At 33.0% G+C, this 21,612-nt stretch carries 22 protein-coding genes, 6 tRNA genes and 2 other RNA genes; 15 read left to right on the top strand and 15 right to left on the bottom strand.

Annotated elements, in window-relative coordinates:
* Positions 1-5 precede the first annotated feature (5 nt).
* Both K5I29_RS03970 and K5I29_RS03965 read left to right on the top strand, forming a co-directional pair.
* Positions 6-611, top strand: coding sequence for a 5'-methylthioadenosine/S-adenosylhomocysteine nucleosidase family protein (locus tag K5I29_RS03970; RefSeq protein ID WP_264434551.1), 606 nt, complete (start codon positions 6-8; stop codon positions 609-611).
* A 2-nt stretch (positions 612-613) separates the two neighbouring features.
* Positions 614-1,465, top strand: a complete 852-nt coding sequence (locus K5I29_RS03965) for an EamA family transporter (RefSeq protein WP_264434550.1) — start codon at positions 614-616, stop codon at positions 1,463-1,465.
* A gap of 42 nt (positions 1,466-1,507) precedes the next feature.
* Here K5I29_RS03965 and acs read toward each other — a convergent pair whose 3' ends face one another.
* Positions 1,508-3,415 (bottom strand): acetate--CoA ligase, encoded by a 1,908-nt coding sequence (gene acs, locus K5I29_RS03960; RefSeq protein ID WP_264434549.1) that lies wholly within the window; start codon positions 3,413-3,415, stop codon positions 1,508-1,510.
* Between the two features lie 253 nt (positions 3,416-3,668).
* On the opposite strand from acs, the gene K5I29_RS03955 reads away from it, so the two are divergent.
* The 5 genes from K5I29_RS03955 to K5I29_RS03935 all read left to right on the top strand — a co-directional run bounded on the left by K5I29_RS03955 (position 3,669) and on the right by K5I29_RS03935 (position 7,189).
* On the top strand, positions 3,669-4,124 hold the full coding sequence (locus tag K5I29_RS03955; RefSeq protein WP_264434548.1) for a hypothetical protein: 456 nt from the start codon (positions 3,669-3,671) through the stop codon (positions 4,122-4,124).
* A gap of 91 nt (positions 4,125-4,215) precedes the next feature.
* Positions 4,216-5,166: an isopenicillin N synthase family dioxygenase gene (locus tag K5I29_RS03950; RefSeq protein WP_264434547.1), complete on the top strand. Its 951-nt coding sequence runs from the start codon at positions 4,216-4,218 to the stop codon at positions 5,164-5,166.
* Between the two features lie 68 nt (positions 5,167-5,234).
* Positions 5,235-5,585 carry a translation initiation factor gene (locus K5I29_RS03945; protein WP_264434546.1) on the top strand — a complete coding sequence of 117 codons (351 nt, stop codon included), beginning with the start codon at positions 5,235-5,237 and terminating at the stop codon, positions 5,583-5,585.
* Position 5,586: 1 nt separating this feature from the next.
* Positions 5,587-6,459, top strand: coding sequence for a nucleoside phosphorylase (locus K5I29_RS03940; RefSeq protein ID WP_264434545.1), 873 nt, complete (start codon positions 5,587-5,589; stop codon positions 6,457-6,459).
* A 136-nt stretch (positions 6,460-6,595) separates the two neighbouring features.
* Complete coding sequence (locus tag K5I29_RS03935; protein ID WP_264434544.1) at positions 6,596-7,189, top strand: hypothetical protein; 594 nt, start codon at positions 6,596-6,598, stop codon at positions 7,187-7,189.
* A gap of 37 nt (positions 7,190-7,226) precedes the next feature.
* On the opposite strand, the gene K5I29_RS03930 is transcribed toward K5I29_RS03935, so the two are convergent.
* Positions 7,227-8,039: a helix-turn-helix transcriptional regulator gene (locus K5I29_RS03930; protein ID WP_264434543.1), complete on the bottom strand. Its 813-nt coding sequence runs from the start codon at positions 8,037-8,039 to the stop codon at positions 7,227-7,229.
* Between the two features lie 163 nt (positions 8,040-8,202).
* Between K5I29_RS03930 and K5I29_RS03925 the strand changes: the two genes are divergently transcribed.
* The 5 genes from K5I29_RS03925 (at position 8,203) to K5I29_RS03905 (ending at position 12,780) form a co-directional block, all read left to right on the top strand.
* The gene (locus K5I29_RS03925) at positions 8,203-9,711 is read left to right on the top strand and encodes a succinate CoA transferase (RefSeq protein ID WP_264434541.1); all 1,509 of its coding nucleotides are present in this window, start codon (positions 8,203-8,205) and stop codon (positions 9,709-9,711) included.
* Between the two features lie 124 nt (positions 9,712-9,835).
* Positions 9,836-10,681 carry a substrate-binding domain-containing protein gene (locus K5I29_RS03920; protein WP_264434539.1) on the top strand — a complete coding sequence of 282 codons (846 nt, stop codon included), beginning with the start codon at positions 9,836-9,838 and terminating at the stop codon, positions 10,679-10,681.
* A gap of 1 nt (position 10,682) precedes the next feature.
* Positions 10,683-11,615 (top strand): transglutaminase, encoded by a 933-nt coding sequence (locus tag K5I29_RS03915; RefSeq protein ID WP_264434538.1) that lies wholly within the window; start codon positions 10,683-10,685, stop codon positions 11,613-11,615.
* Positions 11,616-11,619: 4 nt separating this feature from the next.
* Entirely contained in the window at positions 11,620-12,240 is a 621-nt protein-coding gene (locus K5I29_RS03910) for a hypothetical protein (RefSeq protein ID WP_264434537.1), read from the top strand.
* Positions 12,241-12,249: 9 nt separating this feature from the next.
* Positions 12,250-12,780, top strand: coding sequence for a hypothetical protein (locus K5I29_RS03905; RefSeq protein ID WP_264434536.1), 531 nt, complete (start codon positions 12,250-12,252; stop codon positions 12,778-12,780).
* Between the two features lie 33 nt (positions 12,781-12,813).
* On the opposite strand, the gene K5I29_RS03900 is transcribed toward K5I29_RS03905, so the two are convergent.
* The 6 genes from K5I29_RS03900 to K5I29_RS03875 form a co-directional block, all read right to left on the bottom strand.
* Positions 12,814-12,887, bottom strand: a tRNA-Arg gene (locus tag K5I29_RS03900).
* A gap of 13 nt (positions 12,888-12,900) precedes the next feature.
* Positions 12,901-12,975 (bottom strand) — tRNA-Pro (locus tag K5I29_RS03895).
* A 7-nt stretch (positions 12,976-12,982) separates the two neighbouring features.
* Positions 12,983-13,066 (bottom strand) — tRNA-Ser (locus K5I29_RS03890).
* A 77-nt stretch (positions 13,067-13,143) separates the two neighbouring features.
* Positions 13,144-13,217, bottom strand: a tRNA-Arg gene (locus K5I29_RS03885).
* A gap of 13 nt (positions 13,218-13,230) precedes the next feature.
* Positions 13,231-13,305, bottom strand: a tRNA-Pro gene (locus K5I29_RS03880).
* 7 nt (positions 13,306-13,312) lie between these two features.
* A tRNA-Ser gene (locus K5I29_RS03875) sits at positions 13,313-13,396 on the bottom strand.
* 272 nt (positions 13,397-13,668) lie between these two features.
* On the opposite strand from K5I29_RS03875, the gene K5I29_RS03870 reads away from it, so the two are divergent.
* Both K5I29_RS03870 and K5I29_RS03865 read left to right on the top strand, forming a co-directional pair.
* Complete coding sequence (locus K5I29_RS03870; RefSeq protein WP_264434535.1) at positions 13,669-14,847, top strand: acetyl-CoA C-acyltransferase; 1,179 nt, start codon at positions 13,669-13,671, stop codon at positions 14,845-14,847.
* 76 nt (positions 14,848-14,923) lie between these two features.
* A complete protein-coding gene (locus K5I29_RS03865; protein ID WP_264434534.1) occupies positions 14,924-15,682 on the top strand; it encodes a C40 family peptidase in 759 nt (252 codons plus the stop codon).
* Between the two features lie 36 nt (positions 15,683-15,718).
* On the opposite strand, the gene K5I29_RS03860 is transcribed toward K5I29_RS03865, so the two are convergent.
* The 3 genes from K5I29_RS03860 to ffs (K5I29_RS03850) all read right to left on the bottom strand — a co-directional run bounded on the left by K5I29_RS03860 (position 15,719) and on the right by ffs (K5I29_RS03850) (position 17,090).
* On the bottom strand, positions 15,719-16,549 hold the full coding sequence (locus K5I29_RS03860) for a universal stress protein (protein ID WP_264434533.1): 831 nt from the start codon (positions 16,547-16,549) through the stop codon (positions 15,719-15,721).
* A gap of 181 nt (positions 16,550-16,730) precedes the next feature.
* An RNA gene (gene ffs / locus K5I29_RS03855) (signal recognition particle sRNA small type) lies at positions 16,731-16,829 on the bottom strand.
* Between the two features lie 162 nt (positions 16,830-16,991).
* Positions 16,992-17,090: signal recognition particle sRNA small type (ffs, locus tag K5I29_RS03850), an RNA gene on the bottom strand.
* A gap of 89 nt (positions 17,091-17,179) precedes the next feature.
* Between ffs (K5I29_RS03850) and K5I29_RS03845 the strand changes: the two genes are divergently transcribed.
* Positions 17,180-18,253, top strand: a complete 1,074-nt coding sequence (locus K5I29_RS03845) for a glutaminyl-peptide cyclotransferase (protein WP_264434532.1) — start codon at positions 17,180-17,182, stop codon at positions 18,251-18,253.
* Between the two features lie 30 nt (positions 18,254-18,283).
* Here the strand turns inward: K5I29_RS03845 and K5I29_RS03840 are convergent, their stop codons facing one another.
* The 4 genes from K5I29_RS03840 to pfkA are packed head-to-tail and all read right to left on the bottom strand — an operon-like array spanning position 18,284 to position 21,563.
* Positions 18,284-18,658, bottom strand: coding sequence for a methylglyoxal synthase (locus K5I29_RS03840; RefSeq protein ID WP_264434531.1), 375 nt, complete (start codon positions 18,656-18,658; stop codon positions 18,284-18,286).
* 1 nt (position 18,659) lies between these two features.
* A complete protein-coding gene (locus K5I29_RS03835) occupies positions 18,660-19,502 on the bottom strand; it encodes an N-acetylglucosamine kinase (protein ID WP_264434530.1) in 843 nt (280 codons plus the stop codon).
* 59 nt (positions 19,503-19,561) lie between these two features.
* The gene (gap, locus tag K5I29_RS03830; protein ID WP_264434529.1) at positions 19,562-20,563 is read right to left on the bottom strand and encodes a type I glyceraldehyde-3-phosphate dehydrogenase; all 1,002 of its coding nucleotides are present in this window, start codon (positions 20,561-20,563) and stop codon (positions 19,562-19,564) included.
* Between the two features lie 10 nt (positions 20,564-20,573).
* Positions 20,574-21,563 (bottom strand): 6-phosphofructokinase, encoded by a 990-nt coding sequence (gene pfkA, locus K5I29_RS03825; RefSeq protein WP_264434528.1) that lies wholly within the window; start codon positions 21,561-21,563, stop codon positions 20,574-20,576.
* Positions 21,564-21,612 lie beyond the last annotated feature (49 nt).

Here is a 21,612-nt window from a genome sequence, read left to right as displayed (position 1 = left end):
AACCGATGATTTTTTCATCGGTTTTTTTATTTTATACCATGATTATAAACGCAGTAAAATACGAAAAAAACGAAATTTTATTTGTTTTTGCTTTAGAATCTGAAGCAGGAACTTTTTTTAATGATTATAACCTTGTATTTACCGGAATTGGTAAAATAAACGCAACTTTAAAAGTAATTCAAGCCATTCAAAAATATCAACCTAAACTTATAATTAATTTAGGTACGGCCGGAAGTACAACTTTTGTAAAATATGCCATTGTTAATTGTACGCAATTTATTCAACGCGATATGGATGTTACCGGATTAGGTTTTGAATTGTATCAAACGCCACTAACCAATCAACCTGTAATTTTAGATTATGGGATTAAATTACCTAATTTAGAGCAAGGAATTTGTGGCACAGGCGATAATTTTGAAACCAATTTAATAAACAAACCGTTTACTGTTGTTGATATGGAAGCTTACGCCCTAGCATTAGTAGCCAAGCAATATGAAATTGATTTTTTATGTTTAAAATTTATTTCTGACGGAGCTGATGAAGATGCTGCATCAAGTTGGACAACCAATGTAAGCAATGCACCAGAAGCGTTTTCTAAAATACTCTTTTAAAAATGTATTATTTACTTATCAGTATTTTTTGTAGCGTTAGCGTTGCAGCTTTGTTTAAATGGGCTAAAAATAGTAATGTTTCTGTTTTTTCAATCATTCATTTTAATTATTTATTAGCGATTGTTTATTGCTATTTTTTGTTTGATAGCAACTATTACACCATACAAACCTATGCCGATAATTTACCTATTTATGCATTATTAGGTATTTTATTACCAACTTTATTTTTAATATTAAATAAATCAATTTTACAGGTTGGTATTATTAAAACCGATATTGCACAACGTTTTTCATTACTTATTCCTATTTTGGTTTCGGTATTTGTTTGGAATCAGGTTTTAAATCAATCTAAAATAGTTGGGTTAGCGCTTGGATTTTTAGCGATATTTTTAATTTTATACAAAAAAGGTATTACAAAAAACACATCGTTTTATTTTATGCCTATTTTGGTGTTATTAGGCTATGGTTTGGTTGATGTTTTGTTTAAACAAATTGCTTTAATTCAAAACATTTCGTACACCTCTTCCCTATTATTTATTTTTACTTTAGCTTTTATAATTAGTTCTGTAATTGCTTTGCTTAAAAAACCGAAAGTTGTTTATAATTTAAATACTATAAAATGGGGGCTTTTATTAGGAACTTTAAATTTTGGTAATATTTATACCTACATAAAAGCACATCAGGTTTTAAAAGATAATCCTACTATTGTTTTTGTCACAATGAATTTGGGAGTTATTATTTTATCAACCATTGTAGGTTATTTTATTTTTAAAGAAAAAATAAATAAAATAAACGCAGTTGGAATTGTTTTAGCGCTATTAGCTATTTATTTAATTACTTGGTACAGCGTTTAAAAAATAAAAAAAATCCCAAACAATGTTTGGGATTTTTTTTATTTAGATTTTACCGTCTTTAATTTTATCAACAATTTCTGGATCTAATAAGGTTGATGTATCTCCAAAATTAGAAAAATCTCCTTCGGCAATTTTACGTAAAATGCGTCGCATAATTTTACCCGATCTGGTTTTAGGTAAACCTTCAACAAACTGAATTTTATCTAATTTTGCAATTGGTCCGATGCTGGTTGCAATTTGTTCGTTAATTTCTTTAATTAAGTTGTTACGATCGCGGTATTCTCCAATTTCTTTTAAAGTAACAAAACCGTACAATCCATTTCCTTTTACATCGTGCGGATAACCAACAATAGCAGATTCTGCAACCGCCGGATGCTCGTTAATTGCATCTTCTATCGGAGCTGTTCCTAAATTATGACCAGAAACAATTACAACATCATCTACACGGCCTGTAATTCTATAATAACCAACTTCATCACGTAAAGCACCATCTCCAGTAAAATATTTACCTGGAAAAGCAGTAAAATACGTATCAATAAAACGTTGGTGATCGCCCCAAATGGTTCTAGCCATGCCCGGCCATGGTTGTTTAATACATAAATTACCTACAACTTGGTTGTCATCAATCTCATTTCTTTTATCATCCATTAAAACCGGTAAAACCCCTGGTAAAGGTAAACTTGCATAGGTTGGTTTGGTTGGCGTAATAAATGGTAAAGCAGAAATTAAAACACCACCGGTTTCGGTTTGCCACCATGTATCAATAATTGGACATTTTTTTTGTCCTACGTGGTTGTTGTACCAGTGCCAAGCTTCTTCATTAATTGGTTCTCCAACCGAACCTAAAACGCGTAAAGAACTTAAGTCGTGATTATCTACAAAACTTAAATTTTCTTTTGCTAAGGCACGAATGGCTGTTGGTGCGGTATAAAATTGGGTAATTTTATGTTTTTCAATAACTTGCCAAAACCTACCAAAATCTGGGTACGATGGTACGCCTTCAAAAATAACCGTTGTTGCTCCGTTTAATAACGGGCCGTATAAATTGTACGAATGTCCGGTAATCCAGCCAATATCGGCAGTACACCAAAAAATATCATCTTCTTTATAATTAAATAAATTTTTAAACGTGTAGCCTACATAAACCATATATCCAGCTGTTGTATGTAACATGCCTTTTGGCTTTCCGGTAGAACCAGAAGTATATAAAATAAACAATGGATCTTCGGCATCCATAACTTCGGCCACGCTGTTTGATGATGCGGCTGCTAGCAAATCATCAACCCATAAATCACGATTTGGTACAATGTTAATTTTGTTATTGGTACGTTTTACAAGTAAAACTTTAGCAACTTCTGGCGTTTGCGTTAAAGCTTCGTCAACAATTGCTTTTAAATCTAAAACTTTATTTCCGCGAAACGCTCCGTCTGAAGTAATTACAAGCTTTGCTCCGCAATCTTCAATACGTGAAGCTAAAGCTGATGCAGAAAAACCAGCAAAAATTACCGAATGAATGGCACCAATACGCGCACAAGCTAAGATAGAAATGGTTAATTCCGGAATCATTGGTAAATAAATGCAAACACGATCTCCTTTTTTAACGCCTTGTTCTAGTAAAACGTTTGCCATTTTACAAACACGTTCGTAAAGCTCGTTGTATGTAATAAATTGACTTGGTTCGTCCGGATTATTGGGTTCAAAAATGATTGCGTTTTTGTTACCACGTTTACTTAAATGACGATCTAAACAATTTTTTACAATATTTAACTTTGCATTGCTAAACCATTTTACATTGGCCTGAAATAAATCTCCTTCTAAAACTTTATCCCAATTTTGGTACCAAGTAAAGTTTTCTTCAGCAATTTTACCCCAAAACTTTTTAGGTTCGCGAATCGATTTTTTATAATGTTTAAAATATTCTTCTAAATTTTCAATTTGGTAATAACTCATTCTTGTTTTTGTTAGTTAGTTAATTGTGTTTTTATTATTTATGTATTTGACTTAAAAAAATAAATTACATTATGAAGTTACTAATTTAATTAACCTTTTTTTATAAAAAAATAATTCGGGAAGAAAAAGTCTGAAATTAATCATTTACCCAAAAAGTATTTTAAGTTGAATAAAAAATGCAAGTAAAAGCAATAAATACAGCATTATTTCTTTATTATATGTAAGTTATTCTTTAAACTAAGCTGTAAAAATTATGATAAAAAAAATAATTTATTTAAGTATCTGTGTTGGATTTTGCATCAGTTGCAATCAGAAAAACGAGCTAGTAGAAGTTGATGAATTAACAACAAAAATAGTAAACCAACCCCAAACTAATCCGAACGGATTGGAACTTAACAAAGGCGAAAAATGGGCTGTAAACCCTGAAATGAAACCTTTTGTATCTCAAGGAGAAGCTTTGGTAAATGCTTTTATTCAAGAAGGACAAACCGATTTTAAGGCTTTGGCAGATCAGGTTAAGCAACAAAACAATCAATTAATTAAAAGTTGTACCATGACGGGCCAAGCACATGAAGAATTGCACAAATGGTTACATCCGCATATGATTTTGGTAAAATCACTAAATTTAGAAACCGATACTAACAAAGCCAATGCTTTGGTGTTAGATTTACAACATTCTTATAGCGAATTTTATAAATTTTTTGATTAATTGCAAAAAACTAAACCTTAATGGCATCTTTTTAAACAAGCAAACCATTTATTTTATACTTTTGTAAAAATTATACAAACTACTAAGTACAATGCAAAACATTCCTAGTGTTGACTTACGTGATTTCCTATCGGATGACCCGGTACGTAAACAAAAATTTGTAAATGAAATCGGAAAAGCCTACGAAGAAATTGGTTTCGTAGCATTAAGTGGTCACTTTTTAGAACCTAAATTGGTTGACGACTTATATAAAGAAGTTAAAAACTTATTCGAATTACCTATCGAAACTAAGGAAAAGTACATTGTTCCTGGAATTGGCGGGCAACGCGGTTATGTTTCTTTCGGAAAAGAATCGGCTAAAGGCAGAAAAGTTGGAGATTTAAAAGAATTTTGGCATGTTGGTCAATTTGTTGAGAACGATCCGATATTAGAAGCTGAATACCCAAAAAATGTTTTAGTTGAAGAATTACCTGAGTTTAATGCTACAACTAAAGAAGCTTATAAAATGCTAGAGAAAACTGGAGTTTACGTATTACGTGCTTTAGCTATTTTTTTAGGATTAGATGAATTTTATTTTGACAACTACGTTAAAAACGGAAATTCAATTTTACGCCCAATTCACTACCCTCCTATTTTAGACGAACCAAAAGATGCAGTTCGCGCTGCAGCTCACGGCGATATCAATTTAATTACCTTATTAATGGGAGCTCAAGGTAAAGGACTGCAAGTGCAAAATCACAAAGGCGAATGGATTGATGCTATTGCAGAAGATGATCAGTTAGTTATTAATGTAGGTGATATGTTATCACGCCATTCTAACAACCGTTTAAAATCTACCATTCACCAAGTTGTGAATCCACCAAGAGAATTATGGGGTACATCACGTTATTCTATTCCCTTCTTTATGCACCCAATAAGCTCTATGCCGCTTAATTGTTTAGAAAATTGTATTGATGAAAATCATCCAAAACAATATGAAGACATTACCGCTGGAGAATTTTTATACGAAAGATTGGTAGAATTAGGATTAATTAAAAAATAATCTGTAAATTTATATAAGATTAAAGACACTGAATTTTTCAGTGTCTTTTTATTTTAAAATAATAAGGTATGGCAAAAAAAATGTCTAGTTTAGAAGATTTAGGTGGTTTTGTTTTCTCTACAAATAAAGATTTTGAATTTGAATCTACTGAAGAAGTAACTGAAACCTTAGCGCCTAATCACCAACGCTTAGAAGCCCATTTAGATAAAAAAAATAGAGCAGGAAAAATAGCAACCATTATTAAAGGTTTTGAAGGAACTGATAACGATTTAAAAGCATTAGCCAAAGAACTTAAAACTTTATGCGGTGTTGGCGGAGCTGCAAAAGATGGCGAAATTATTATTCAGGGTAATTTTCGTGACAAGATTATGGACTATTTAAGTAAAAAAAATTATAAAGTAAAACGTGTAGGAGGTTAATATGGAAATAAAATCATCAGAATTAATTATAAATCCAGACGGAAGCGTTTATTATTTAAACGTAAAACCGCAAGATTTAGCTACTAATATTATTTTAGTGGGCGATCAGAACCGAGTAGAAAAAGTTTCTAAACATTTTGATACAATTGAGTTTGAAACCCAAAAGCGTGAATTTAAAACGCATACCGGAACTTTTCGAGGCAAACGTTTTTCGGTTGTTTCAACCGGCATCGGACCAGATAATATAGATATTGTATTAAATGAGTTAGATGCTTTAGTTAATATTGATTTTAAAACACGTCAAATAAAACCGCAATTAACAAGCTTAAATATTGTTCGATTCGGAACATCAGGATCGTTACAAGCAAATATTCCGGTTGATGCTATTGTAGCTTCAGAATACACCATTGGTTTAGATAACATGATGCGTTCTTATCAAATCGATGGCATCTCTGAAACAGCTATTGAAGATGCGTTTGTTAAACATACCAATTGGGATTTACGTAAAGGCCGTCCGTATGTTTTTAAAGGCAGTGAAACTTTAGCTAGTAAATTCAGAAATATTGCTGGCGTACACCCTGGCTTTACTGCAACAGCTGGTGGTTTTTATGGTCCACAAGGTCGTGTTTTACGCTTACCCATTCAAGATGCAGATTTAAACCATAAAATGGATAACTTTAGTTTTGATGGAATCAAGATTTCTAACTTAGAAATGGAAACTTCAGCCATTTACGGCTTATCTAAGCTTTTAGGGCACCAAGCATTATCTTTAAATGCCATTATTGCTAACCGTGCTAACGGAACTTTTAGTGAAGATCCGTATAAAACGGTAGAACGATTAATTGAATTAGGATTAAAAAAATTAGCGGAATAAATAAAAAAAGCAAACATTACTTTTAAAATGTTTGCTTTTTTTATTTATTTTTAGGAGTAACACAATCTTTTTGTTTAAGATTACGTTAACATACAAATTACGCTTAAAATTCATCTAACCATTTAAATAACCTATTATGAAAATTAAATATTTATATTTTACTTTATTATCCTTGTTTTTTTGTTTTACAATGAATGCGCAAGTTCATGTAAAATATATTGGATATGAATTTCCGAAAGAAAATGTTGGTAACATATATCTTTTAAAATTTCACATCAAAAATGAAAATGCAGATACATTGTTTTTTTCTAAAAATGATATTTATTTTTTAGTTAAAAATGATGATAAAATATTAAAAAACAATTTTGATTATGCCAATTTTGAGCCAGCAACATCACCAGTAGCATCAAATAGAAATGAATTTGTTGGTGAAACTGAAAGAAGATACAAAACTAAAATTAATAAATCTAAAGAAAACTTTGTAAGAAATCTTTACGATAAAAATAATTTAGCTCATCATTCAAAAAATCAGAATAAAGATTTTGTGGTTTCTAAAATTCGTGCATACTGCTACGTAGTTCCACCAAACGATTTTTATGTTTATACTGTTTATTTTGATAACGAAGCTTTATCTCGTCATTCAGATGTTGCAGTTGCCTATAAAAAGAACGATTATTTTATGGAATTTAAATCATCAGAATCTCCAAATTGGATTCAATTAAAATATTAATAGCTAAAAAAAGCACCTGTTAAAACAGGTGCTTTTTTTATACTTTTCGTAAAATTTCTAACTTATTTAAATAATCGCTTGGGCGTTGTCCTAAAACTTTATTAAACGTATTGCTAAATGTTGGAGTACTTGTATAACCAACGGCTTGTGCAACCTCATTAATTGGTAGGCGTTGCTCTAAAAGTAATTCAATAGCGCGTAGCATGCGCCTAACAGTGAAATACTGAATAAAAGACATACCCATATCTTTTTGAAACAATCTGTGTAGCGATCGCTCTGTAAAGCCAAATTTTGCTGACAATTCAGAAAACAATAAGTACTCGTCAATATGTGAATCTATGTACTCAATTATCTTTATCAAACGATCATCTTTTGGATACGGTAACGATAATGGTAAAATATTATGGCAAATTTCTGGTAAAATAGCTTTAATAGCTTTAGCGATGGTATAATTTCTAGAACCTTTGCGCAAATCCCCATTCCAACGGTTCGTAAACATAATCATTTGTAATAAAATGTCGTTTACTGGGTAAATTCCTTCCGATTTATAAAATGCAATATCCCCTTTTTCTTTCGGAAAATAAAGGTTACGCATAATTACATCTTCAGAACTTGGATGAATAGAATGCTTAACTCCAGCCGGAATCCAGATAAAATGTCGAGCAGGTAAAAAATAATTTCTTAATTCTGTCGTTACATATACAATACCGCCTTCTGTATATAAGAACTGATCTTTTTCATGGCTGTGTGTAGGAATTAAAAGTTCCCCCATCAAATCATGGTGACAATAAATGCTTGATGCATCTAGATCAACATCTGTTATATAGTATTTTTCTCCGTTTTTTTCCATAACTATGTCCTTTTTTAATATGTTTATGTCTTTTTGCGATATTAAGACATTGGTTAATTGTCGTAAATTGTGATACAAAGTAATTAAAATAAATTACTTGTTAAAATTAAAACAAAATATTTGATAAAAATTACACTACAAAATTAAATAATACATAAGTTATATGAGTTTGGAAAGGATAAAATACGAATCTTTTAAAAATTTAGTAGTTTCTGCAGAAGAAACAGCTCAGTTTTTTAAAAACGGAATGACCGTTGGTTCATCGGGATTTACCCGTGGAGGAGATTCTAAAGTTGTTTTAAAAGCTTTAGCAGAAAGAGCTAAAAATGAAGATCTTAAAATAACTTTATTAACCGGAGCATCATTAGGACATGGTACCGATGCTGCTTTGTCAGAAAGTAATGCATTAACCAAACGTTTACCATTTCAGGTAGATAATGTATTACGTAAAGCCATAAACCAAGGAGAAGTTTTGTTTATTGATCAGCACTTAAGCGAATCTAGCGAACAAATTATGGATGGCATTTGGAATTTAGATATTGGAATTTTAGAAGTTTCAGAAATTCTTGAAGACGGATCTTTGGTTTTTACCACTTCAATCGGAAATAACGTAGCTATTGCCGAATATGCTGACAAACTTATCTTAGAAATTAATACCGCTATTCCTAAAAATATTAAAGGATTGCACGATATAGTTTCAGTTCCAAAATATCCAAATCGTAAACCAATTGAAATATTAAAGGCAGATGACAGAATTGGAACCGAAAGTTTAAAAATAGATCCTAGTAAAGTAATTGCCATTGTTTTTCATGATATTGAAGATGCACCAGGTGATATTCAGCCAGCCGATGAAGCAACAACTGCAATTGCAAACAATATTATTAAGTTTTTTGAAAACGAAGTTGCTCAAGGCAAATTAACCAAATCATTAATGCCTTTACAATGCGGTATTGGTAAAGTTGCTAATGCTGTTTTAGATGGTTTACAAAACTCTGATTTTGAAGATTTAGTAATGTACTCTGAAGTTTTACAAGATTCAACTTTTAACTTAATTGATTCTGGAAAAATGAATTTTGCATCGGCTTGTTCTATGACGCTTTCTCAAGCTTGTTACGATCGGGTTATTGCTAATCTAGATCATTACAAATCTAAAATCATGTTACGCCCGCAAAACATTTCTAATTCAGTTGAAGTTATTCGTCGTTTAGGAATTATCGGAATTAATACCTCGTTAGAATGCGATATTTACGGAAACGTAAATTCAACTCATGTTTTAGGTAAAAATATGATGAATGGTATTGGCGGCTCGGGCGATTTTGCACGTAATGCTTACATTTCAATATTTGTAACCGCAGCAACCGCTAAAAACGGAAATATTTCTTCAATCGTTCCTATGGTCTCGCATCACGATCATACCGAGCATGATGTTGATGTTATTGTAACCGATCAAGGCGTTGCCGATTTACGTGGATTAGCACCACGCGAACGTGCTTTAGTTATTATAAACAATTGTGCACATCCAGATTACAGAGCTGATTTATTAGATTATTATAATCGAGCGGCTGGATTTGGCGGGCACACACCACATATTTTAAGCGAAGCTTTTTCTTTTCATCAACGTTTATCAGAAACCGGTAGTATGAAAAAACAGCTTGCCACTACGGTATCATAATTGATTTTATGTCTGTTTGTTTATTAATTTTGCGAATCAATCCCTGCATTTTTTTATGCGGGGATTGGTTTTTTATGACTTTACTAAACAACAATTTATTATATTAGCTTATAAATTTATTAAAATGAAAACCGTTAAAATAGTTGGAGTTCCAGAGCATTTTAATTTGCCTTGGCACTTGTGTATAGAAAATGATGAATTTGGTGAGTTTGGTATTGATTTACAATGGACAGATGTACCAGAAGGCACCGGAAAAATGTGTGATATGTTAGCAAACAACGAAACTGATTTTGCTATTATATTAACCGAAGGCATCATTAAAAACATAGCAACTACAAATTCTTCTTATATCGTACAAACCTACGTTAAATCACCTTTATTGTGGGGTATTCACGCCGATTATAACGCACCATATCAGTCAATTGCAGATTTAGAGGGTAAAACAGCAGCTATTTCGCGTTTTGGTTCTGGTTCGCATCTTATGTCTGTAGTAAATGCAAACCTACAAAATTGGGACATTAACCAATTAAATTTTGAAGTTGTAAATACAATTGACAATGCCGTTGTTGCGTTACAAAATAAAACAGCAGATTATTTTATGTGGGAACGATTTATGACTAAACCTATGGTTGACGCAAAAGTTTTTAAAAAAATTGGCGAATGCCCTACTCCATGGCCTAGTTTTGTTGTTGCCGTTCGTAAGCAGTTTTATGATGAAAGCACAGCTGTTGTTGAACAAATTTTAGAAATTATAAACAACACAACTTGTGAATTTAAAATAATTCCGAGTATAGATAAAACCTTAGCTTCACGTTATAATTTAGAAGTAAAAGATGTGCAAGAATGGTTAAGCTTAACCCAATGGTCGCAAAAAAAATTCGATCAAAAATCATTTAACTTGGTGGTAAATCAGTTAAGCGATTTAAATTTAATTCAACACAAACCTTCTTATCAGGAATTCGTAAAATAAAGTGCCCCGATTTAAAGTAGAAAATATAAAAAAAATAGTTCAAAAACTTGCTATCCCAAAACCTTGGGATAGCATTATTATATTGCTACTTGTTGTACTAATCGAGATTCCAGGATTCATCATCCTTCATCAAAATATAATTGACCCCGATTGGCCTTTTCACTTAGACCGTATCTTAATTTTTATTGCCATTCTTTTGGGTTTGTTTTTTTTATTACGTGCTGTTAAACGCGTTTTGTTATTTGCAATAGCAATTTATTTAATGCTTTTAGGTTACGGAACATTAATCGGAAACTACGGATTTTCAAACATTTACGAAGATTATCGCTCTATGATTTATAGCATGCAAGATAATCCGTACCCACAAGATGTAATTATTTCACGTCTTTTACCGTTTCCTAATAAAAACAAAATATTAAAAGCTGTAGAATTTACAAATCCGGGCGTGCGCAATTTTGCTGTTAGTGCTACAACAAAACATTTTTCTAATTTAAAAGGTTATCGCGAAAATCGTAAAATGATTCAGTGTTTTGCCGTTTTTAAAGAAGTTAATGAAAAATGGAATTATGTTAACGATCCTATCGGTCAGGAATATATTGCCGCAGCCAGCGAATCTTTAGAACATTTTTCGGGAGATTGCGACGATCATGCCATCTTCATGTCAGCTTGTATTAAAGCCATAGGTGGTACGCCGCGTATTATTCATACCCAAGGGCATATGTACCCCGAAATGCTTATTGGTTCTAAAGCAGATTTAGAAACAGCTATTTATTTAATAAAAGAAGTTTTATTTGAAAAAGAAGCCAAAAACAAACAAATTTTTTATCATATTGACGAGCGCGATCAGGTTTGGCTTAACTTAGATTATACAGCGCGTTATCCGGGTGGACCGTTTATGAGTAAAGAAATATTGGGGGAACTCACAATTAATTAATTTTATGAAAAGATGCCTTTTAACCTTTGTATGCCTAATTTCCATTACGGCATTTGCTCAGCATATATTGCCCGAAAAACTGTTTAAAAAGAAGAAAGAAAATTACGATTTGTTTAGAGAAGTAAATTATGTGCCCCATCCACATGAAATTAAATTTGATTTATTATCCTTAGCTATCAATCAAAAAATTCAGTTTTCTTACGAATATCAGTCCAGATTACAATGGTATTTTGGAATGAGCATCAATTTTCATCAAAATAAATCTCGTAAAAATTCTTTCGAAACCGATAAATACTTTAATTTACCACAGTACGAAATCATTCCATATGCACGTTATGCCTTAACTAAAGATCAGGTTAAATTTGTTTTTATAGAAGGTTTTTTAGCCATTAACGGCGGAAAGCATAAAACATTAGATGCATTAGTAAATAATGGCAGTTATGTTTATACAATAAAACAAAGCAATTATTTAGATATTGCTCCTGGTTTAAGTTTAGGTTTTAAAACCAGAATAAAAAAACGTTTTAGCGTTGAAGTTTTAGGCGGTAGCAGTGTTAATTTATTTAATGAAAAGTCACCTAAATATGTGCCGCGTTATGCTTTAAACGTAGGATATTTTTTTTAATTGATGCTTATGAAAAAAATAATACAAATATTAGCTATTGGCTCTTTAAGTTTATTAGCTGCCTGCAATCATACGGACGATCAGTTTTATAATACCGTTTATATAGAAGCTCCGAATTTAGTAAGTATTGAAGGAAATAATTTTTATTTTAGAAACGATTCGCTAGTTTTTACTATTTCTTTCCCTAATTTATTACAAGGCGAAACAGATGAATTGCCCACAAACTTGTATGAAACAACTAAATCTCCATATTTTTTATTGGCCTATTCGTTAGAAAAATGGAATAATAAAGAATGGATTGTTTATAAAAATGGAATAAATACTTCTGAAGTTCCAATTGTTTTAAATGGTGCCTTTTATAAAGGCAGAGAAGCTATTTACTTACCAGAGGTAGGTTCTTACAGATTAAGATTTGATGCAGGCTTTAAACCGGAGCAAATAGGGGTCATTTCTAAAAACAACAACCCAAATCCTACAGTAAATATAAGTACAACGGTTGTAGATTATAAAAATATATACAATTTTGTTGTATTACATTAAAAAGCAAAGCCCGATATTAAATATCGGGCTTTGTGATCCAGTCAGGGTTCGAACCTGAGACCTACTGCTTAGAAGGCAGTTGCTCTATCCAACTGAGCTACTGGACCATTATTTTTTCCGTCGGGGTGGCAGGATTCGAACCTGCGACCTCCTGGTCCCAAACCAGGCGCGATAACCGGGCTACGCTACACCCCGAAAAAAGCGGAGAGACAGGGACTCGAACCCTGGCATCGGTTACCCGATGACAGATTAGCAATCTGCTCCGTTACCACTCCGGCACCTCTCCTATTTTTAAATTAAGTTTTGCAAATATAAATATTAAAATGAAGTAAACAAATACTTGTTAATTTATATTTACTGTTGTGATCCAGTCAGGGTTCGAACCTGAGACCTACTGCTTAGAAGGCAGTTGCTCTATCCAACTGAGCTACTGGACCATTATTTTTTCCGTCGGGGTGGCAGGATTCGAACCTGCGACCTCCTGGTCCCAAACCAGGCGCGATAACCGGGCTACGCTACACCCCGAAAAAAGCGGAGAGACAGGGACTCGAACCCTGGCATCGGTTACCCGATGACAGATTAGCAATCTGCTCCGTTACCACTCCGGCACCTCTCCTTGCTTTGCGAACGGCTGATTTATCAACCGTTTTGCGAGTGCAAATGTAGAGCAAAGACTCTATGTTTCCAAATAATATCATGCCTTTTTTCGTCTTTTTTTTTTATCTTTTTATTAAGGATTTAGATTTCAATCAATTACAAAGGCAACTTTTTTTTAATAGTAAGTTAACTTAGATAAATAAAGAGAAAAAGAATTAAAAATTGAGCTTCTATATTTTTAATAACCTCAAATTAGTATATTAGCAATAGAAAACAAACAAAATCTATAATATGAGTAAAAAAGTTGTAATTGTATCGGCTGTTAGAACACCTATTGGTTCTTTTCTAGGATCTTTAGCATCAGTTCCTGCAACACAATTAGGAGCAACTGCAATACAAGGTGCACTAGCTAAAATTAATTTAGATCCTAAATATGTGGATGAAGTTTTAATGGGTAATGTAATTCAGGCAGGCGAAGGACAAGCGCCAGCAAGACAAGCTGCATTAAAAGCTGGAATTCCAAACACGGTACCTTGTACTACCGTAAACAAAGTTTGTGCCTCAGGTATGAAAGCAGTTATGCAAGGTGCTCAAGCAATTTTATTAGGCGATGCTGACGTTGTAGTTGCTGGTGGAATGGAAAATATGAGTCAAATACCACATTACGTACATATGCGTAACGGTGTTAAGTTTGGCCCATCTACTTTAATAGATGGCTTACAAAAAGACGGTCTTTTAGATGCGTATGATAATAATGCAATGGGTGTTTCTGCAGATTTATGTGCTGAAAAGTATAAGTATACCCGTGAACAGCAAGATGAATTTGCTATAGGATCTTACAAAAAATCGGCTGCAGCATGGGAAGCAGGTAAATTTAATGATGAAATTGTTCCGGTAGAAGTTCCTCAACGTCGTGGAGAACCAATTATTTTTGCTAAAGATGAAGAATTTACTAACGTTAAATTAGATAAAATACCTAGCTTATCACCGGCTTTCACTAAAACTGGTACCGTAACTGCTGCTAATGCATCGACAATTAATGATGGTGCTGCCGCTTTGGTACTAATGAGCGAAGAAAAAGCTAAAGAACTTAATTTAAAACCACTAGCCTATCTTGTTTCATATGCTGATGCAGCGCATGAACCTCAGTTTTTTACAACTGCGCCAGCAAAAGCTTTACCAAAAGCTTTAGAAAAAGCAAATTTAAAAACTACTGACATAGATTATTTTGAATTTAACGAAGCTTTTTCTGTTGTAGGTATGGTAAATACCGATTTACTTAAATTAGATGCAACAAAAGTAAATGTTAACGGAGGCGCTGTATCTTTAGGGCATCCGCTAGGTTGTTCTGGTGCTCGTATCTTAGTAACCTTAGTTCATGTTTTACAACAAAACAACGGAAAATACGGAGCTGCAGCAATTTGCAACGGCGGCGGCGGCGCATCTGCTGTGGTACTTCAAAAAGCCTAAATTAAAATTAAGAATAAAAACAGAAGCCTTATTTGTTATGAATAAGGTTTTTGTATTTTTGTAAAAAATTTATTACATGCATGGTATTTGTATATTAGCTAATATTCCGTTACGATTGGAACCTAACGACAGAAGTGAGATGACCACACAAGTTCTTTTTGGTGATTTTTTTAAAATTACGGAAGAACAAGGTAGTTGGTATAAAATTGTTTTAGAATACGATCAGTACGAAGGATGGGTTGATGCCAAGCAAGTTTTTAAAATTAGTGAAACAAGTTTTGCAACTCTTCAAAAAACACCCCTAGCTGTTTCCGGGGATATTATTGAATACGTATCTGCAGAAAATGGCTTGTTATTACCTATTCATTTAGGCTCTGATTTACGCTTTTTATCGTTACCTGATATAAATACATTTAATTTTAGTTTTGATGGAACTTTATATCAAGGAAAAAACAAAGAAGTTATTCTAAACACCGCTTATTTATATTTAAATGCACCCTATTTATGGGGTGGTAAAACACCATTTGGAATAGATTGTTCTGGTTTTACACAAATGGTATATAAAACAGCTGGATATGCAATTCCACGAGATGCCTATCAACAAGCAGCCGTTGGCGAAGTTTTAAGTTTTATTGAAGAAGCAGAACCTGGAGATTTAGCCTTTTTTGATAATGAAGAAGGTAAAATTATTCATGTCGGAATTATTTTAGCCAATAACTTTATTATTCATGCTTCAGGACAAGTACGAATTGATAAATTAGATTATCAAGGCATTTACAATGTAGATACCGGCAGGCATACGCATAAATTACGAGTAATCAGAAAAATAGTATAATAAAAAAGCATTTACCAAGTAAATGCTTTTTTATTTTTAATTATGAATAACCAGTAAAGGAATATTTACGCGGTTTGATATTTTTTTAGTAAAACTTGATGTGAAAATACTTTCAAAAAAGGTTTTATTGTACTTTACCGTAGTTAATAACCCCACATTTTCGCGCTCAATATAATCGGTAACTTCTTTTACCGGATTATCTCCTTTTAAAATAACAAATTCAATATTATCTTTAGAAAAAGTTGTTTTCCAAGCGTTTAATAAGTTGTCGTACTTTCTGTTTTTATAATCCACATAAACGCATTTTGCCTCACAATCGTTATCATTGGCCAAGTCAATAAAATATTTTAATGCAGTAACGTCTTTAGGTGAAAAAGCTGTCGAAAAAACCATTTTTTCTATTTTTTTATACACAGCTATTTTAGGCACACATAAGGTTGGTACATCGGTATGTAAAATTACATTGTAGGTATTGCTTCCTAAAACCGAAGTTTCAAAATCCTTATCGTTATTAGTTCCCATAACTACCAAATCAATACCTTCTTCTTTAATTTTTTTCTGAACAACAGGTAGTAAATAGCCGTATTCTAAAATATATTGAAAGTTAATATCATCACGTCCAATTTCTTCAGCAATTGCTCTAAATTTTGTTCCAAAACTTTTAAAATGTTCAAATTCTTTTAGCTCTATATTTTCTTTAAATTCATCAATTGTTTTTGGCGACAAACGCGAAGAGCTCAATGTTTTAGATTCGAAAATATGCAGCACCTGAATTTCAGCTTTTAAAAAATTGGCTAATTCTAAAGCATATTTAAAAGCATTGAATGATGTTTCAGAAAAATCAGTTGGAAAAAGTATTTTTTTCATAATATGGTAGTTTAGTTTTTTGATCCTTAACTAGCAAGAACCCTTATAATTACTAACGACAAGTTACGAAATTTTATTTTAGGGCAGGGAAAATACTATTTGTTTAATGTTAGTATTTTGTAAATAAAAAAAATCTTCTCAGCCTGAGAAGATTTATATATTGAGTTGTTTTTGTAATAAAAAAAGGCAAGCGATCTACATCGCACCGCTACAACCAATTACCTTTGCTGCGTTCCCGCCCTGGAGGAGTCATTAGGAGCTGGTCGTGTAGGACTTGCCGCTGCAAATATACATCCATTTTTTTGTAAAACAAGCGCAGATAAGAAAGAATTTGATTACAAAATTTTAATACTAAGCAAACCCTTTAAGTGCCAAAAGATTAGGAATAAAAAAATCTTCTCAGTCTGAGAAGATTTATATATTGAGGATTTTGTGTAATAAAAAAAGGCAAGCGATCTACATCGCACCGCTACAACCAATTACCTTTGCTGCGTTCCCGCCCTGGAGGAGTCATTAGGAGCTGGTCGTGTAGGACTTGCCACTGCAAATATACATTCATTTTTTATTATTGCAAATCTAATTGTGAAAATAAAATGGAAGTGTTATATTGCTTTAAAAATAACACGATTTATGAATACATATAAACTTTTCGGATTCAGCGCATTATGTGCCTTATCTTTTAGCTGTTCCGATAGTAATAAAAATAAAAATTATAACTTTTCTATCGATAATTCAACTTTTAAAGCAACTTATACCAAAGCAGATCAAGTTGATTTTAAAATTTTAAACCCAGATAACCATACCATAGATTCGGTTATTTATTATGTTAACAATACAAAGCTTGGTAAAAAAGAAGCAATTGAAGATTTTAAAGTAAATTTAAAAGATTACGATTTAGGTTATAATTATTTACGCGCATTAGTATTTGTAGACGGTGTAGAAACCCCTATTTCGACTCGTGTTGAAGTTTTAGGCACACAAGAAATAAAACCTTTAAATTATTCGATTGTAAATACGTATCCGCACGATTTACGTGCATATACGCAAGGTTTAGAATTTGATGGCAATGTGCTAATTGAAAGTACAGGTAATGGTGAAGGACCAACTGGTAAACGTGGTAAATCGAGCATTCGTCGTGTTAATCCAAAAACAGGCGAAGTTTTACAAATTGTAGAATTAACCGATGATGTATTTGGCGAAGGTGCAACTGTTTTAAATGATAAAATTTATCAATTAACTTGGCGAAATGTAGAAGGTTATGTTTATGATGCCAAAACGTTAGAACGTTTAGAAACCTTTCCTTACTTTTCACAAATTCAAGGTTGGGGATTAACGAACGACGGTACAAACTTAATTATGTCCGACGGATCTGAAAAATTATATTTTGTTGATCCAGAAACCAAGCAAAAAGTAAAAGAAGTTAAAGTTTATAGCAACCGCTCTAAAATACAAACCATTAACGAAATGGAATATGTAAATGGTAAAATTTACGCGAATTTATACCAATCGGATGCGGTAGCGGTTATTAATCCGGAAACCGGAGAAATAGAAGCTGTATTAGATTTAAGTGCTTTAAAAACAAAAATTACACAACATCCGGATGTTGATGTTTTAAACGGAATTGCTTATAATATAGAAACCAATACGTTTTTTGTTACCGGTAAAAACTGGGATAAAATGTTTGAAATAAAAATAACTGAATAAAAAAGAGCCGTTTAAAACGGCTCTTTTTTATTATAACTTATTAGCAATAGCTTCAAAAAGTAATTGTGCAGTAGCATCATTTGTAGCTAAAGGTACATCGTGCACATCGCAAATACGAATAAGCATGTTAATATCTGGTTCGTGCGGATGGCTTGACATAGGATCTTTAAAAAAAATAACCATTTGTGTTTTACCTTCTGCAACGCGTGCGGCAATTTGGGCATCTCCGCCTTTCGGACCCGATAAAAACTTTGTAATTTTTAACCCTAATTTTTCTGCTTTGCTGCCCGTAGTTCCAGTAGCAATTAAATTAATCTTCGGGTTTCTTAAAAATTCAAGGTTGTTGTTTAAAAACTGAACCATATCAGCCTTCATTCCATCGTGGGCAATAATTGCTATTTCCATGTTAATTTTTATGATAAGTAATTAAACCATCAATCGGTTTTTGATATACCGTACCAATGTTTAATTGATGTTGTTGTAAAAGCTTGGTAATTTCGGGTTGTAAATAATAAGCTAATGATCCGATAAAGTTTATAGGAACATGATAAGCTTCTGGATATTGTAAAATATGATATTTAATAAATCGGGTTATCTCCTGCTCTATTAATGTTTTAATATAAGCATCTTCTTTAAAATCAAAAATAAACTTGGCAATTCCGGCTAAATAAGCATTTGGATTTGGCTTTTTGTATAAATTATTTTTAATATAATCGGCATCGGTTTCTACTACATCAGCAAAAGCTTTTGCAATATGCGCTGGCATTTGGTTGTAATAATATTCGCGTAATAACAACCTGCCAAACTGAACACCGCCTGCATCATCCATAATTAAATAACCTAAAGATTGTACCTTTTGATGCAATTTTTGGCCATCAAAATAACTGCAATTTGATCCGGTACCTAAAATGCAAACAATTGCTTTTTCATTTTTAGGCGTTGTTGCGTAAGCTGCAGCATACGTATCTTCTACAACTAAAATATCAGCTTGCGGAAAATATTCTTCTAAAATATTTTTTAAATAACTTTTCATTCGGTCGGTACCACAGCCCGATCCGTAAAAATGAATTTCGGTAACCTGATCTTTAATTTCAAGAATATCGATGGAATAATCTAAACGAGAAATAACTTCGTCCTGACGTAAAACTTCAGGATTTAAACCTAAAGTTGAAAAAAAACGAGTTGTATTATCTGGGTAAATAGCGACCCAATCTGCCTTGGTTGATCCGCTATCAACAATTAGTTTCATGTAAAAAAGTTTATGTAGTAAAAATAAAAAAATCCCACGTATAAATGGGATTTTTAAGCTTATTTTGTTGCCATTATTGCTACTAAATCTAATAATTTAGCCGAATAACCGTATTCGTTATCGTACCAACCTATAATTTTAAAAAAGTTTTGGTTTAGTGCAATTCCTGCTTTAGCATCAATTACACAAGTGCTGGTTTCTGAAACAAAATCTTGCGAAACCACATCATCGTGTGTTACCGATAAAATGCCTTTTAGTTTTCCTTGAGCTTCAGCTTCAAACGCTTGAATAATTGCTTCGTAACTTGTCGCTTTTTCTAAACGCACGGTTAAATCTACCACAGAAACATCAACCGTAGGAACGCGGAATGACATGCCGGTAAGTTTACCTTTTAAATGCGGAATAACCTTAGTTACGGCTTTTGCAGCTCCGGTTGATGCAGGAATGATGTTGTTTAAAGCCGAACGGCCGCCTCTAAAATCTTTTTTAGATGGTCCGTCAACCGTTAATTGAGTTGCTGTTGTTGCATGCACGGTGGTCATTAATCCTTCAACAATTCCGAAATAATCGTCTAAAACCTTTGCCATGGGTGCTAAGCAATTGGTTGTACATGATGCGTTAGAAATAATATGATTGGCAGCAGTTAATTCGTTTTCGTTTACGCCCATTACAAACATAAGTGCATCGTCAGACGGTGCCGAAATAATAACTTTTTTAGCCCCTGCCTCAATATGTGCCCCAGCAGAAGCTAAGGTTTTAAAAATACCAGTACAATCTGCAACCACGGTTGCTCCTACTTCATTCCATTTTAAGTTTTTAGGATCTTTTTCGGCTGTTACGCGAATTTTTTGTCCGTTAACAATTAAGTTTTTACCATCACTTTCTACGGTTCCTTTAAAACGTCCGTGCACCGAATCGTATTTTAAAAGATAAACCAAGTGATCTAATTCTAATAAATCATTAACTGCAACAACTTCTATATCGTTACGCTCGAAAGATTCGCGTAAAACAATTCTTCCGATGCGTCCAAAACCATTAATTCCTAATTTTATTTTACTCATAAATTTTTATTTAAATAGATACAATATCTGAAATTCGAATTAATTCTTCATCTACCCCATTTCCGGCAGATTTTACTGCTTTTTCGATTGGAGATAAAACTACTTTATCATTCAACAATCCAACCATCATACTATGTTCACCAGCTAATAAACTTTCTACTGCTTTTACACCAAAACGAGAAGCTAAAACACGATCAAAACAACTTGGTGAACCACCGCGTTGCAAATGGCCTAAAACAGAAACACGCACATCGTAATTAGGCATCGTGTTTTTAACCTGTTCGCCCAACTCAAAAACCGTTTTACCAATTGAATCGCCCTCGGTTACAACAACAATGCTTGATGATTTACCAGAATTACGGCTGCGTTCTAACGAATCAATTAATTTTTCGAAACCAATGTTTTCTTCCGGAATCAAAATTTCTTCAGCACCCGCACCAATCCCCGCATTTAAAGCAATATGTCCGGCATCGCGGCCCATAACTTCAACAAAAAATAAGCGGTTGTGTGAATTGGCTGTATCGCGAATTTTATCAATGGCATCAACCACGGTATTCAACGCTGAATCAAAGCCAATAGTATGTGAAGTTCCGGCAATATCATTATCAATGGTACCAGGAATACCAATAATTGGAAAATTGAATTCCTTAGTTAAAGCTAATCCGCCTTTAAAACTTCCGTCACCGCCAATTACTACTAAGGCATCAACTTCGTTTGCTAGTAAGTTTTCGTACGCTTGTTTACGCCCTTCTGGGGTTCTAAAATCGGTTGAACGCGCCGATTTTAAAATGGTACCGCCACGGTTAACAATATTTTTTACGGTACGTGGTCCCATTTCTACCATATCGTTTTCAATCATGCCTTGATAACCACGATAAATTCCGGTACATTTTACATTATAATACGCACACGCACGAACTACGGCACGAATGGCAGCATTCATTCCTGGTGCATCACCACCCGAAGTTAATACCGCTATATTTTTAATTGGTTGCTTCATAAATCAATCTGTATATAAGTAAATTTAATAAAAAAAACCGTAATAAAAT

This window comes from Flavobacterium agricola, from assembly GCF_025919725.1.
GTDB classification, from domain to species: Bacteria; Bacteroidota; Bacteroidia; order Flavobacteriales; family Flavobacteriaceae; genus Flavobacterium; species Flavobacterium agricola.
The sequence above is the reverse complement of the archived record's forward strand: the minus strand, read 5'-3'. Positions and strand labels throughout refer to the sequence as shown.